The organism is Pseudoalteromonas citrea, from assembly GCF_000238375.3.
GTDB lineage: Bacteria > Pseudomonadota > Gammaproteobacteria > Enterobacterales > Alteromonadaceae > Pseudoalteromonas > Pseudoalteromonas citrea.
Window position 1 is genome coordinate 517,272 of the sequence record NZ_AHBZ03000012.1, and the last position, 14,870, is coordinate 532,141.

Genomic DNA, 14,870 nt, shown 5'->3' on the forward strand with positions numbered 1-14,870 from the left:
GATCAGGGATTTTTTTTGTTATTTTATCCGTTCTCTTTGCTACACTTGAGAATAGTTTACAGTCATTGAATCAAATATTGATGTGGTATTAATTTAGAGAACGGTTAGTTCCTAAGGTTCGAATTACGAGCGCAGTACACTCATCACAACACATTTGGATCAAACTTCTAAAACGTTGAATAAAGGTCCGTAATGGCTAAACAGACGCCAAAAACAAGTATAAGAAAGGTTCTAGTTAGTGCAGTAATGCTTGTTACTGCACTATGTTTGTCGTTGTCTATCTCTATTTCTACTTACCTGGATGTCAAAGAGCAAAAACAACTAATTATTAATAAGTTAGATATGATCGCAGAGATCATCGCATTTAATGCACAAATTACGCTAATTTTTGAAGATAGAAAAACAGAAGAAAAGCGCCTCAAATCCTTCAATAAAGTTGGATTAGTCAAAAACATTCACATTTATGATATTGATGATGTGACAAATAAACCAGTCTTTTTCACCAGTTATAACGCCAGTAAAACTCCGCCTGTACCATTAAAAGTTAATAGTGTAGATGAATTAAAAGTACCTAAAATCACTGCAGATTATATTGAATTGGTTAAACCAGTTGTTTATGAAGGAAAAATAGAAGGTTACGTATATATTAGAGGCGGGCTAGAAAGGTTAAATAAGTATATTAATACAAAAATAATAGTTGATATAATGTTAACCTTATTTGTTTTGGTGTTGGTTTTATTAGTTGCCCGAGGTATACAAAAGAGAATTGCCACACCAATTGAAGCGTTATCTCTATTATTACAGGATGTTTCTAAAAATCATAATTATAACGCTAGAGCAGACAGAAGTAATATTGAAGAAATAAATATACTTGCCACTAATTTAAACCTTATGCTGGCCCGAACTCAAAATCAGTTAGAGCGCCATAAGGCTGATAAACAAGAAATAAAACAACTTAATCAAAGCTTAGAAGAAAAGGTTAATCAACGCACTATTGCCCTCAGAGAAGCCAACCAAGAGCTACTCAATACACTTGAACGTATGCATCAGTACCAGAATCAGATTGTAGAAAACGAAAAAATGGCCTCACTAGGCCAGATGGTTGCTGGTGTGGCTCATGAAGTTAACACCCCAATAGGCCTAGGCGTAACAGGCTCCACGTTATTGCGTGACAAACTCTCAGATATTAAAACAGCATTCGAGCAAAAAAGTCTAACCTCCAAGCAGCTGGAGCGATTTATTGGCGACGGCATCGAAAATCTAGATTTAATATATCGTAACCTTAATCGCGCTGCAGATCTCATATCGAGCTTCAAACGAGTCGCCGTCAGTCAAGATTTAGAGCTTAGTTCAGATGTAAATATCACTAATTTGTTAGAAAACATCATCACAGCGATGAAAGCTGACATTGCTGTAAAACAACCTGAAATTGACGTCCAATGCGCCGAAGGGTTAACTGTTAGTAGTAAAGCAGGCCCCCTACAACAAGTGTTCGAGCAACTCATTTCAAACTCTTTACTCCATGCATTTAAAGGGGTAGAAAATAATAACATCGATATAAATATTTCACGCTCGAGCAACCAACTATCCATTTTATACACTGATAATGGCAGTGGAGTACCAACCTCTATTCGCAAACGAATTTTTGACCCTTTTGTAACCACTAAACGCGGCGAGGGCGGTAGTGGCCTGGGTATGCACTTAGTCTATAACTTAGTCACACAAGCGCTCAATGGAAACATTGCATTAGATGAGGACTATGACAACGGCACTCGCTTCATTATTACACTACCATTAGTTGAGCTTGGGTAATGCGGTGTATAATAGTTATATTCCTCATGTTTGCGAATTATGCAAGCGCAAAAAGTCCAAATGAGGTACGTTCTGCTTTTCTCTATCAAATGGCCAAGTTTATTGAATTCCCTAATCAACAAACAAAAGCCACCACCCGATTTTGCTTTTACCGTATTAATAATGGCCCAGGTGCTATTTTATCAGAGAATAAAAACCTCACAGTGCGTAACCGTCCTATAGAAGTTATTAAAATAGATAAAAATACTAATATAATGGAACTTTCTCAGCAGTGCGATATCACATACATTGATGAACTGAGTGAAAATGATATACTGTCTACTTGGACCGATACAACCTCTTTAAATATGGTTTTGGTTGGAGATAGTATTAAGTTCCTTGAAGGTGGTGGTATAGCTTCATTGGTCCAAGAAGGGAGTAAAATCCGGTTGTATATAAATAGGCGACAGATTGCCCAGCATAACTTTACTGTGTTATCGAGATTGCTTGCAGTTTCTAAGTTTCATCCCAACTGATTTTACTTGTTAACAATTGAATATACTCCTATAATCGTAAATATTCGGTTTTATTAGATAGTACCGAATTACATGTAAATAATATATTCCGAAAAGGTTAATTTATAATGCAAACGCCAGTCATTCTGATTGTAGAGGATGAAGACGTAACTCGCCTGAACCTCGTTAGCTTATTTGAAGCAGAAGGTTACAAAGTAATTGAAGCCATTGATGGCGATGACATGCATGACAAACTGACAACGCATGACGACGTCAACCTTGTAGTTATGGACATCAATCTTCCAGGCAAAAACGGCTTAATCTTAGCGCGTGAATTACGCCAAAAGAGAAACATTGGCCTTATCTTCCTAACCGGTCGTGATAATGATGTTGACCGTATTTTAGGACTAGAAATTGGTGCCGATGATTACATTACGAAACCATTTAACCCACGTGAGTTGACAATTCGTGCTCGCAACCTAATTTCTAGAACAGGTTCTTCTGGTGAAGAGTCAGCAATAGAAACTAACGGTGTGATCACATTCAACGGTTGGGAACTAGATGAAAACAGCCGCTGTTTAACATCGCCTGCTGGAGAAGCTAAACGCTTACCCAAAGGTGAGTACAGAGCACTTCGTTTAATGCTAGATTCTCCAGGCCGTATATTCAGCCGTGAGCAACTAATTAAGCATATGACGGGTCGCGAACTGCGTGCCAATGACCGAACTGTTGACGTTACGATCCGTCGTATCCGTAAACACTTTGAAAGTGACAGCAACACCAGCGAGCTTATTAGCACAATTCATGGTGAAGGTTATCGATTCATCGGTAAAATTGACGGCTAACCATAGTTTTTATGGTTTATGCGAGTTTTGCAATTATATAAGGGGGCTGTTTAGCCCCTTTGTTTTGCCTGGCGCTCACAACCTCTGGTAAGACTCCACTAAACAGTACTAAAACAAAACTTACCTTGTGTTCTCACAACTCCCTGACTCTGCGCAGAGACTTTTCATGTTAATTGCAAACCTAATGTCTACCATACAAAATAAGCCAAAGAGTGATGCGAGGATATCCCCCGGTGTCGTGTAAAAAGCGACTAAGCCTTTAGACAATCGATTGCTAGCTTAGTCAATAAATTACCCTGTTAGAACACCAACAAGCGCATCAATAAACACCATTATTTATCTACATCCGCGAGCTTTTCTATCGCACTTTTTAACGAGCTCAAACCACACTCAATTTTTCCCTCAAGTTCAAGGATCCAACTTTCCATCACTTCACCGTCAACGTTGTCGGCATCAAGTTCCATGACTTTTGCATGTAGTTGTACGTCTTGCAGCCCCACAGAACCCGCAGCCCCTTTGAGTTTATGCGCAACAGAGCTGTACTCAGCTATATCGTTATTCTCCAAAGCGATTCGTAGTTCAGAACAGTATTTAGGGCTAAGCGTCTCAAATAGGTCACTACTGCGCTTAAAGGGTGTTACTCCCATGGATGAAACAAAATCGATAATTGTTTCAACATCCAGTAATGCATATTGTTCATGATCAAGGGGGTTGATAGTGGACTCTGAATTACTTTGGCCTTTTTGCGAGTCAATGCCAAACAACTCCGCGAGCATTTTGTCTAATCGAGTGGTATTTATTGGCTTGGCTAATGCGCCCTGAATACTGATCCCTTGCAATTCCTTTTCTGCACTTCTCACATTCGCCGTTAGCGCAACAATAGGTAAATTATCATAATGACTATCCGATCTCACTTCTTTGGCAACAACATCACCATTGATATCGGGAAGCTGCATATCCAGTAAAATTAAATCGAGTTCATCTTCAGTAGCAACTAAAGATAAAGCATCTTCACCTGTTTCAGCCCAAATCACTTCATGACCACGCTGCTCCAATAAATTAGTGGCTATTTCAGCGTTTAGAGGCACGTCTTCCACCAGCAGAATATATAAACTTCTACCAGCATAGCTTTGCTCTTTTGGTGCACTGCACAATGTTAATGGGATCTCAACATCAAATCGGCTACCTTGACCTTCAATACTACTGACATGTACTTGCCCATGCATAGCGCTTACTAATGCTTTAGTCACAGCAAGCCCGATTCCAGAGCCAATTGCATTTGCACCCGTTGAGTCCGGTGCTTTGTAATACATATCAAAAATACGTGCTTGTTGATCACTCGGGATCCCCATACCTGTATCGATCACGCTAAACGACAACCATTGCCCGCTTTCTCTATTTTCGCGTTTAAATTCAAGTGTAACGCTACCCCTGTGGGTAAATTTCACGGCATTATTAATTAAATTCCAAAGAACCTGTCGTAACCGAGTCGGATCAAGCAATGCATATACATCGAGTACACCAGTACGATTAATTACAAACTCCAGCCCTTTTTGGTCTGCGATCAAACCAGTAAAGTTAACAACGTCATTAATAAAATCAGAGACATTAATACTGTCTGTTGCAATGTCTAATTGCTCACGATCTATTTTATCTAAATCTATAATATCATTGAATATATTACCAAGTGTTTCGGCACTTGAGAAAATCGTATTACACCAACTTTTTTGCTGTTGTGACAATTCAGAATCTAACATCATCCGGGTCAAGCCAACGATACCGTTCAGCGGTGTTCTTAATTCATGGCTCAACGTAGCAATAAACTTGCCTTTATCTTTATAGGCGGTTTCTAACGCCTGTTCAGCTTCTTTACGACTGGTTATGTCTCGTCCAAAGGCCAACAACCCGATATATTCCCCTTTATCGTTAATAAAGGGTAGTTTTCGCATTTCAAACCAGCGATGTTCGCCATCAACAGGGTACTCAACATCTAAAGTAATTGGCTGTTGAGTAGTAGCAACTTCGGTATCTGTGCGCAGCACTTCTGGCAGATAACTGCGCGGATAGATATCTTCAACTGACTTCCCTATCAACTCAGCACTATTTTTACCCATGACTAATTCGAACATTTTATTGCATCCGGCAAAAACGCCATGTTGATCACGGTAATAAAATAAATCAGGGGAAGAATCAACAATAGAGCGCAGTAGCATGCTTTGTTGAGCTAGCTCTTGTTGTGTTTTTTTTCGTTCGGCTATTTCTTTACGTAACTCTTCAATCGCACGATGCTTGGCATGCAGTGCCATTTTTCGTTCATCAACTTCATTGTTGAGGCGGTTGATATTGTCTTTCAATGTTTGGTTTAACAATTTTTCTTGCTGTGTCGCAGACTCTAGGTAAGTTTTAGATGCTTCCAATTGCCGCATCGCAAGAATGGTCATTGAAATAAGCACAGGAGATGTCACCGCAGCAAAAAAAAGCACCGCTAACACATCAACAATTATTATTTCACCTAACGCAATGTAATAGAACATACACGACAAGATAAGTGACACTAATAACATAAACGCATAGCAAAACAGTCCAGCGACTTTATCGCCAAATCTATTGATTAAGTTTACTAATACTCGGGCCCAGGGGCCAAAAGAAGATTCTATCATAGTTACCACATAGCCTATTAACTCGTTTATTATACCTAAGCGCTAATAAGAAGCTAATTATCCCTTATATTCGTACCACATGTTTGTTACCTGTATAGTCAACTGCACAAAATGAAACTTTATCAATCCCATTTATTTTACATTCATAGGCAAGTCGCTGGGTTTTAGTGTAATATGCGCGACTTTAATTGTCGTGACTATGAGGGTATAAATGCAAACAACAATGCCAGACATTGCACACTCAGCAGATGCTTTGCAAACAGGCAAGCTAGACTGGGTAGGTATGGGAAATATCGAACTACCACTACTATTTGCCAGTAAAGGTCTTAGCGATACGCATGTTACAGCAAAAGCCGATGCATTTGTTAACTTACAAAAAGAAGATGCGAAAGGCATCCATATGTCACGGCTATTTTTAGCACTAGATACCTTATCTTGTGAACAAAGCCTCACACCTAAAACATTAACTCAAGTGTTAGATAGCTTTATCTCAAGTCATCAAGAGTTAAGCAATGCGGCAAAAGTCTCAATTACCTTCGAATTGCCGCTAAGACGTCCTTCACTTTTAAGCAAAAAGCAAGGCTGGAAAAGCTACCCAATTACGATAACAGCGATATTAGAAGACGGTGTAGCCCTAATAGAACTTGGTGTAGATGTAACCTACTCATCCACTTGCCCATGCTCCGCAGCATTAGCAAGGCAACTTATCCAAAATGCATTTGCAGAAAAGTTTCAACAAGCAACTGTTGATAAAGAACAAGTGCATGCATGGCTTGGCACCACAGAAGGTATACTTGCCACACCGCACTCACAAAGAAGCATCGCCAATATAAAAGTATTGTTACCTGCTGACTGTGAAGAATTCGATATCCTTGCACTTATCAATCAAGTAGAAGACGAATTAAAAACCCCCGTTCAAGCAGCCGTAAAACGTGAGGATGAGCAAGAGTTTGCTCGATTAAATGGTCAAAACCTGATGTTCTGCGAGGATGCGGCAAGAAAACTCAAAGCGTTATTTGAAAAAACGTCATACCAAGATTTTTATATTAAAATAAATCACTATGAGTCTCTCCATGCTCATGATGCTGTTGCCTATGCTGTAAAAGGCATCGCGAGTGGCTATAAAGCATAATCAAGGCTCATAACCAAGTTAATGTTTTACACTCCACAAACAGGCACGACAATTGCTTAATTAAATCAACTGTCAAAATGTCGTTGTGGAGTGTTTTATGGAATTCGCTTTATTATCTATCCTAGCCCTAGTTGTAGTTGCTTCAGTTGTTGCGGCAAAATATAGCGATGTAGGAGGCAATCCTTATCCCTTTAGTAGAAAAGAATCTGTTTTTAGCACTGTCGAAGCGTCTTTTTTAACTCTCCTAGAACGTGCGGTCGGTGATAAGTTTAAAATTGTAAGCCGAGTCAAACTCATTGACCTTATTGAATGTAAGCCTGGTTTATCAAAAAAAGCCCGTCGCGCAGCCATAACGAAAGCAAAAAACAAACAGCTTGACTACGTACTGGTAGATAAAGAAACACTGACCATTGTTGCTGCGGTAGATTTGGTTAATAACAGCAATAAAGGTGGGCACAAAGCTCAACGTGACTGGTTCGTAAATGGCGCGCTTGAATCAGCAAATATTCCTCACATACGCATGAAAGTGAAGGCGGGCTACAAGGCAAGCGAAGTTCGCAACGCCATTTTATTCAAATTGGGTAAAACACCTCAACCACCAAAAAAATTAAGAACCCGTGTGGAAAAACCCGCAGTAATGTCGCCCTCACAAGCAAAAGCGCATTCCACCAGCTTGGCAGAAATTTAACATATTTAATAATAGCAGGTCTCACACCTGCTATTTTCATTTACTTTAAAGCTCATTTTACAAACTCGCATTTAAGCCAACCTTAGGTATAATAATCAGCAACTTTGTTTAGGAATTTAATCATGAAAATAGGTATTATTGGTGCCATGGAGCCGGAAGTAGCGATTTTGCGAGGCGCTATTGCCAACAAGACAGAAACCAGCAAAGGTGGCTTTACATTTTATACTGGTGAATTGGCGGGCCACACTGTTACTCTGGTTCAATCAGGAATTGGAAAAGTAGCCGCAACAGTAGCAACCACGCTACTAATAGACAACTTTACACCTGATTGCGTTATCAACACCGGCTCTGCAGGTGGGTTTGAGCCTTCTTTAAATGTAGGTGATGTAGTTATTTCAAATGAAGTACGTCACCACGATGTAGACGTAACTGCTTTTGGGTATGAAATTGGCCAAGTACCGCAAATGCCAGCAGGTTTTGCAGCACATCCAGCGCTTATCACAGCAGCACAAAAAAGTGTCGCAACACTTTCGGATACACAAACAATGGTAGGCCTAATTTGTACAGGCGATTCATTTATGTGTGATCCAGTCCGCATTGATCAAACACGTAAAGACTTCCCAACCATGCTCGCGGTAGAAATGGAAGGTGCAGCAATAGCACAAGCGTGCCACGTGCTCCATACACCGTTTGTTGTGATCCGTTCACTCTCTGATATTGCGGGTAAAGAGTCACCGCAGTCTTTTGAAGAATATTTAGAAGTGGCATCTATTAACTCATCAAAGCTTGTTAATGAGTTACTAGAGCAGCTGAAAACCGTTACGCTTTAATAGTGATGGTAGACCTATTGCAGGCCCTACAGGGCTTGCTTATCTTTGCAGTAGCACTACTGTGTGCACATAGTTTTCCCGTATTAAGTAGTTACCACCCTTTTACTTTATTTGAATTAACGTTTAAAGGCGTGGTACAACGCGTTTATCGGCCTAAACATACTAAAAACTACCAATTTTTATCGGGTATTTTAGCCTTTAGCTTACCCATACTGACCTTACTTACCCTCGCTTTGGGATTGAGTATGTTGGCATTTCACCCGCAATGGCTTGGCGGTTTAGTACTCTATTTATGCCTAGATACTCAAACAGCAACCCGAACAAAACGTATTGCAACGCTCCTTAAGCAAGGTCAAAAAGCGACTGCGAGGCAATTATTGTCAACAATCGTGGCCAGAGAGGTCGACACTCTATCTAGCATCGGAATAGCTAAAGCATGTATAGATAGCACGGCTATGCGTACGATACGCCATTACTACTTAGTCATCGTATTCTATTTAATTGCAGGCCCCATCGCTGCGCTAACTTACAAACTGTTATTGCTCTGCAATCATGCTTGGCGAACTGAGATAAAGCCAAACTCAGCTTTTATAAAACCGCTTTCTGGATTACTTAACGTATTAGAGTGGCTACCTGTGCGCGGCTTTGTCCTCATAATGGCTTTTAGCTTAAACTACAAAAAAGTCCGTCACTATTTAAAACACTACGCTCGGTTTTTTTATCAGAAAAATTCTGGTTGGATTTTATGCTTATTTGCAGCAAACCTGCACATTCAATTAGGTGGGCCGTGTTTGTACCATGGGGAACGGTTTAAAAAGATGCGTGTAGGTAGTGAACGCCATCCAGAACCCAATGATCTCATTGCATTGCTAGCGTTGCTCAAGCGAATTCAGGTCTTCAGTGGGTTGCTTCTGGTATTAACTTGGGTGCTGTCACTCATAGTGATGCAATTACTTAGCATTAAATAATAACGTTCTATAACCCATAGGAAGAAGTAACAAAAATGGCCAGCAATGCTGACCATTTTATATTAAATCGTGCCCTAGTAACGAACTAGACAATCAACTTAGCTGACTGTGATCTTTGCAAATTTACGCTTACCAACTTGGTAAATCGCCGTTGTTCCTTTTTCAATAGCAAGCTTAGTGTCAGTCACCTTTTCCTCGCCATTTAGCTTAACAGCGCCTTGCTTGATCATACGCATGGCTTCTGAAGTACTCGCCACTAATCCAGCTTCTTTTAACAAAGCGGTGATAAACGTTGTCTGCTCAGCAATTTCAATCGTCATCTCAGGGATGTCATCTGGTAAGGCATTTTTTTGAAAACGCTGAATAAAGTCTTGATGTGCCGCTTGTGCATCTTCTTCACTATGAAAGCGCGCGATCATTTCTTTCGCAAAATCAATTTTAATGTCACGAGGGTTACGGCCATTAACTACTTCTTGCTTTAAAGCCGCAATGTCGTCAAGTGATAAGGCACTCAGTAGTTCGTAGTAACGCCACATAAGATCATCAGAGATAGACATCACTTTACCAAACATATCAGTTGGTGCATCGGTGATCCCAATATAATTCCCTAAAGACTTAGACATTTTTTGAACACCGTCAGTCCCTTCTAGTAGCGGCATCATCAGTACTGTTTGCGGCTTTTGCCCTTCAGACTTTTGTAGCTCACGACCCATTAGCAAATTGAAGCGTTGATCAGTCCCACCTAGTTCAACATCGGCCTCAAGCGCAACAGAATCCCAACCTTGCACTAATGGGTATAAGAACTCATGAATGGCAATTGATTGACCATTCGCATAACGCTTTTTAAAATCATCACGTTCAAGCATACGAGCAACAGTTTGGTTGGCTGCAAGCTTGATCATACCGGCACTGCCTAATTGTTCCATCCAAGTAGAATTGAACGCAACCGTGGTTTTAGCTGGGTCTAAGATCTTAAACACTTGCTCTTTATACGTTTCTGCATTGGCAAGCACGTCTTCACGCGTTAACGGCTTACGTGTTACATTTTTTCCTGTCGGGTCACCAATCATTCCGGTGAAATCACCAATCAAGAAGATCACTTCATGGCCTAGGTCTTGAAAGGTCTTAAGTTTATTGATCAGAACAGTGTGGCCTAAATGTAAATCAGGGGCTGTTGGATCAAAACCGGCTTTGATCTTCAGCTTTTTACCTGACTTTAGCCTTTCTTGTAATTCGTCCTCAATCAGGATCTCCTCTGCACCGCGTTTTATCTCTGCAAATGCAGTATCTAAGTCCACCATTCATCACTCCAAAAAATTCAGTTTATCGGTCGATTCTAGCCTATATTTGGATCAGTTTAAATGCACAAAATACTGGTATTAACGCTTTATTGCGTATATCCTGCAATAATATTTATTATATTTCTTGACATCAGAAAAGGCGCTTTATGGTGAACGTGGTGCACAAGCTCCCTAAAAAACACAAACTGCTAATTCTGGGCGTTGCGTCAGCAATGGCTATTGTTGCTTTAATTCCTTCAGAAAAAGCCACTGCATCCAAAGACCATGACAAAAAAGCATTAGAAGTCGGCAAACGATATGAACTCCCCGTTAAAGTCAGTGAACAGCCTGAGCAACTTACTGAATTAAATGCTATCGATAGCACTGATATAGCTCCTCAAACGCATATTGAGTTCAACTTTAAAGATCATCAAGTGAAATCGGGTGATAGCCTTGCAACCATATTCAAGCGAGCGGGCTTTTCAGCAAAAACGCTTCATACCCTTGTTAACACAAATGAAGAAACGCGCAAGCTCACTAAAATTCACCCTGGCGAAACACTCAGCTTTGCAAGTGATCAAAGTGGTGCCTTAGCACAGCTCAAATATGTTCTGTCAAAAACAGACACACTATTGGTAACACTCAATGATGAAGGTCGCTATGACACAGCGATTGAAAGTAAAGAAATTGACACCATAGAAAAGTCGGCCAGTGGTGAAATTGCGTCAAGCTTTTGGACTGCGGGTATCGCTGCGGGCTTAAGCGAGCGCCAAATTATGAACTTTGCAGATATATTTGGTTGGGATGTGGATTTTGCCAATGATATTCGCAAAGGTGATCAGTTTGCTATTATCTATGAATCTCACTATGTCGAAGGTGAAGAGATTGGCAATGGTAAAATCATCGCCGCTGAATTTATTAACCAAGGCGAGCGCTACACCGCAATAAGGCATACCGACAATAACTTTTATACCGCGCAGGGCCGCAGTATGAAAAAAGCCTTCTTACGCGCGCCTGTTAACTTCAAATATATAAGCTCTAATTTCAACCCTCGACGTTTACACCCAGTCACGGGACGCCGCTCTGCGCATAGAGGTATTGATTACGCAGCAAGAACAGGAACTCCGGTCGTTTCATCCGGTAATGGTAAAGTTATCAAATCAGCCTATAACCGGCTCAATGGTAACTACGTATTCATACAACACGGCAGTAAATACGTTACCAAATACTTGCACCTAAATAAGCGCCATGTAAAAAATGGTCAAAAGGTGAAGCAGGGTCAAAAAATTGGGACTGTCGGTGCGACTGGCCGTGTTACTGGCGCACATTTACACTATGAGTTTCTGGTAAATGGTGTACATAGAAACCCAAGAACCGTACAACTACCAAAATCACAACCGCTACCAAAAGGTGAATTAGCTAAATTTAAGCCAATCGCAAAAACGTTATTGGCTCAGTTGCAAAAGCATAGAGAGTTACAGCTGGCACTTAATAAGTAGCAGTAGCAACTATATTCAGCTTAAGAACATTAGCTAACCTTAACATACAAAAAAACCTCATCTGGATGAGGTTTTTTTGTATATCAGTCACAGTTATTAATTTTATAACAATCACATTACGAGGCGATACTCATTACCTCTTCTAGGCTAACTGTAGAGGGTCTATTACTTAACAGAGCCAACGTTTATTAACGAAGTTCGAGGCCAAGTAAGCCTAAGCCCTTATTTGCGCTTTTTATTCACGATTTGAACATCAGAAAATGACCACTTAACACAATAATAAGCGCTCACCGCCATAACAACACGCTAGCAAAATAAAAGCCCCTCTAGCTTCAACCTAAACAAATAAAAAAGCTGCCACTGCTTAGATACTAGTTTGGTTTATGCGTTTTCAAAAAAGCCATTAATTCATTGCTAGGCATCGGTTTTGCGTACATAAAACCTTGCACCTCATCGCACCCCAATTGTTTCAATAAGTCGGCCTGAGCTTGTGTTTCAACACCTTCAGCAATAGTCTTCAACCCCAAGTGACGGCCTAATGACACAACCAAATCGGCAATAGCACCGCTGTCATTATCTGGAATATCTTTCACAAATGCTCGGTCAATTTTCAGCCTTGCTAAAGGAAGCTTTTGTAAATAACTCAAGGAAGAAAAGCCAGTACCGAAGTCATCAATTGCTACTTCAACGCCAAACTCCTGTAGCTCTTGTAAGGTATCTATTACTACACCAATTTCATCCATAACAACGCTTTCTGTTACTTCAAGTTCAATCTTTTTAGGGTCAACTTTGTGGGCTAACAAGGTGTCTTTAACGCCTTGTGCGTAGTTGGCTACTTTAAATTGTGGCACAGATACGTTCACAGCCACGCTAATATCCATGCCAACAGCCACCAGCTTTTTTTGTTGCAAACAGGCTTGCTCTAAAACCCACTGTCCAATATCGACTATCAGCCCTGCATCTTCTGCTAGCGGAACAAAAATAGCTGGAGAAATATAATGTCCGTTGTCTGAGGGCCAACGCAGTAAGGCTTCACAACCAATCACCTCAAGAGTGTCGAGTGACAATTGTGGCTGATACCACACCTCTAATTTACCATACTCAAAATCTTGTCTTAATTGGCGAATCAAACCCAACCGCCATGCCATTTTCTCTTCTAAATCTGGTGAGTACCAATCTAAAAACTTTTTGCCTTGCTTAGCTTGATTTAAAGCAATATAGGCCAGTTTTAACGTGTCTAGCCCTTGTTGGCTGAAATCGCTTTGTTCACAAATTCCAACGTGAAAGTGCATTGTTAAAATATGCTCATTAACTTGGTACGGTATCATTAAAGCATCAATGAAGTGCTGCTCATCAAAACTGCTTTTAGGTAACAATAAACCGAATACATCAGCGCCAATTCTGGCAATAAGCTCTGAATCAATAAACTCTTGCTGTAATCGCTGCATAACCACTAAAAGAAGCTGATTACCCACTTCTTGACCTAGCCCATTATTAATATCTGAGAATTGTGCAATATCAATAAGAACAAATAATAGTTCGTTGTTGATTCCAGGAGATTTTTCATTACTTTCGATGTAATACCGCTCGACTTGCTGAGCAAAGCTGCTTCTATTAGGTAGTTTTGTTAAAGGGTCTTTATAAGCGACATCTCTAAGCTCATTGAACAACTTAATGTTATCTAAGCCCACGCTGACATTCGCTAAAAATATTTCCATAAACTGCAATTGGGCTGGATTAGGCTTCACATCCAACTCAAGATATACTGCTGCGCGGCGGCTTTTACCTTGTAGTAATACAGTAATATCATGCTCTGTTTGTTGATGTTTTTCATAATCAAAACAGTTTTGTACTTGCATGATCACGCGACCATTATCTAATTGTTCTAGACCTTGACCGAAAAATGCCTGGTAATCAGATGTACCGCCTAAAACTAAAATCCGCTTATCGTCACCATGAATGCCGCTGACAATACCATTTGGCTCGCTCCCCAGAATCTTGGCTAGCTGCATGACTACTGCTAACCCAAAGGTTTTCATGTCACTGTGACCTAAAATCGCGTGTGATGCTTCAAGAATACGCGTCAATGCTGTGCTTTGCGCTTCTAGTTCACATATTTGTTGGTAAGAGCGAATAGCTGTCATTAAAGACGTAACCAACTTACTTCGAGTTAGCTCCGTTTTCATTTTGTAGTCATTAATGTCGTATTCTCGGATCACTTGCTCTTCAGGAGCATAACCGGGTTGCCCTGTTCTTAAAATAATACGTACATTATGATTTTGTAGTTCATCGCGCACACGTTTAACAACCGTTAAACCTGCGTCATCACTTTCCATTACAACATCGAGTAATAGAATACATATCTCAGGGTTATGAATCAGCGACTCAATCGCCTCTTTCCCCGAATATGCATGATGAAACCGAAGTGAACGCCCCCAAAACTCGACCCCAGAAAGAGCCAGTTTAGTCACAGAATGAATCTCAGGATCGTCATCTACAACAAGCACATCCCAAAAATCATTGGTACTCGCTTGTTCATGCGTTTCTTCATCATGATCTAAAAACAAAAAATCATCTTGCTCAGACGCCATTCTCTATCCTTCAACCCACTTACCGCTTTAAAGTTAAAGCTTTGCGCTTAATCGCATGTTTACCATACTAC

At 40.4% G+C, this 14,870-nt stretch carries 11 protein-coding genes; 8 read left to right on the forward strand and 3 right to left on the reverse strand.

The annotated features are described in order from the left end of the window. The first annotated feature begins 192 nt into the window (after positions 1-192). From PCIT_RS02380 to arcA, 3 genes are all read left to right on the forward strand, one after another. Positions 193-1,812 carry an ATP-binding protein gene (locus tag PCIT_RS02380; protein ID WP_010361508.1) on the forward strand — a complete coding sequence of 540 codons (1,620 nt, stop codon included), beginning with the start codon at positions 193-195 and terminating at the stop codon, positions 1,810-1,812. Between the two features lie 26 nt (positions 1,813-1,838). After that, entirely contained in the window at positions 1,839-2,327 is a 489-nt protein-coding gene (locus PCIT_RS02385; RefSeq protein ID WP_010361507.1) for a YfiR family protein, read from the forward strand. Positions 2,328-2,434: 107 nt separating this feature from the next. Beyond that, positions 2,435-3,151 (forward strand): two-component system response regulator ArcA, encoded by a 717-nt coding sequence (arcA, locus tag PCIT_RS02390; RefSeq protein ID WP_010361506.1) that lies wholly within the window; start codon positions 2,435-2,437, stop codon positions 3,149-3,151. Positions 3,152-3,483: 332 nt separating this feature from the next. Here arcA and arcB read toward each other — a convergent pair whose 3' ends face one another. Beyond that, positions 3,484-5,811 (reverse strand): aerobic respiration two-component sensor histidine kinase ArcB, encoded by a 2,328-nt coding sequence (arcB, locus tag PCIT_RS02395; protein ID WP_010361504.1) that lies wholly within the window; start codon positions 5,809-5,811, stop codon positions 3,484-3,486. Between the two features lie 211 nt (positions 5,812-6,022). Between arcB and folE2 the strand changes: the two genes are divergently transcribed. The 4 genes from folE2 to PCIT_RS02415 all read left to right on the forward strand — a co-directional run bounded on the left by folE2 (position 6,023) and on the right by PCIT_RS02415 (position 9,429). Beyond that, positions 6,023-6,943, forward strand: coding sequence for a GTP cyclohydrolase FolE2 (gene folE2, locus PCIT_RS02400; protein ID WP_010361502.1), 921 nt, complete (start codon positions 6,023-6,025; stop codon positions 6,941-6,943). Positions 6,944-7,040: 97 nt separating this feature from the next. Continuing rightward, positions 7,041-7,631, forward strand: a complete 591-nt coding sequence (locus PCIT_RS02405; protein WP_010361501.1) for a DUF2726 domain-containing protein — start codon at positions 7,041-7,043, stop codon at positions 7,629-7,631. Positions 7,632-7,753: 122 nt separating this feature from the next. Beyond that, complete coding sequence (gene mtnN, locus PCIT_RS02410; RefSeq protein WP_010361500.1) at positions 7,754-8,461, forward strand: 5'-methylthioadenosine/S-adenosylhomocysteine nucleosidase; 708 nt, start codon at positions 7,754-7,756, stop codon at positions 8,459-8,461. A gap of 17 nt (positions 8,462-8,478) precedes the next feature. Then, entirely contained in the window at positions 8,479-9,429 is a 951-nt protein-coding gene (locus PCIT_RS02415) for a cobalamin biosynthesis protein CobD/CbiB (protein WP_010361499.1), read from the forward strand. A gap of 98 nt (positions 9,430-9,527) precedes the next feature. On the opposite strand, the gene tyrS is transcribed toward PCIT_RS02415, so the two are convergent. Next, positions 9,528-10,727: a tyrosine--tRNA ligase gene (gene tyrS, locus PCIT_RS02420; protein ID WP_040698008.1), complete on the reverse strand. Its 1,200-nt coding sequence runs from the start codon at positions 10,725-10,727 to the stop codon at positions 9,528-9,530. A 149-nt stretch (positions 10,728-10,876) separates the two neighbouring features. Here tyrS and PCIT_RS02425 point away from each other — a divergent pair, with 149 nt between their 5' ends. Next, positions 10,877-12,208, forward strand: a complete 1,332-nt coding sequence (locus tag PCIT_RS02425; RefSeq protein WP_010361497.1) for a peptidoglycan DD-metalloendopeptidase family protein — start codon at positions 10,877-10,879, stop codon at positions 12,206-12,208. 371 nt (positions 12,209-12,579) lie between these two features. Here PCIT_RS02425 and PCIT_RS02430 read toward each other — a convergent pair whose 3' ends face one another. Next, positions 12,580-14,799, reverse strand: a complete 2,220-nt coding sequence (locus PCIT_RS02430; RefSeq protein WP_010361496.1) for a bifunctional diguanylate cyclase/phosphodiesterase — start codon at positions 14,797-14,799, stop codon at positions 12,580-12,582. Positions 14,800-14,870: the final 71 nt, after the last annotated feature.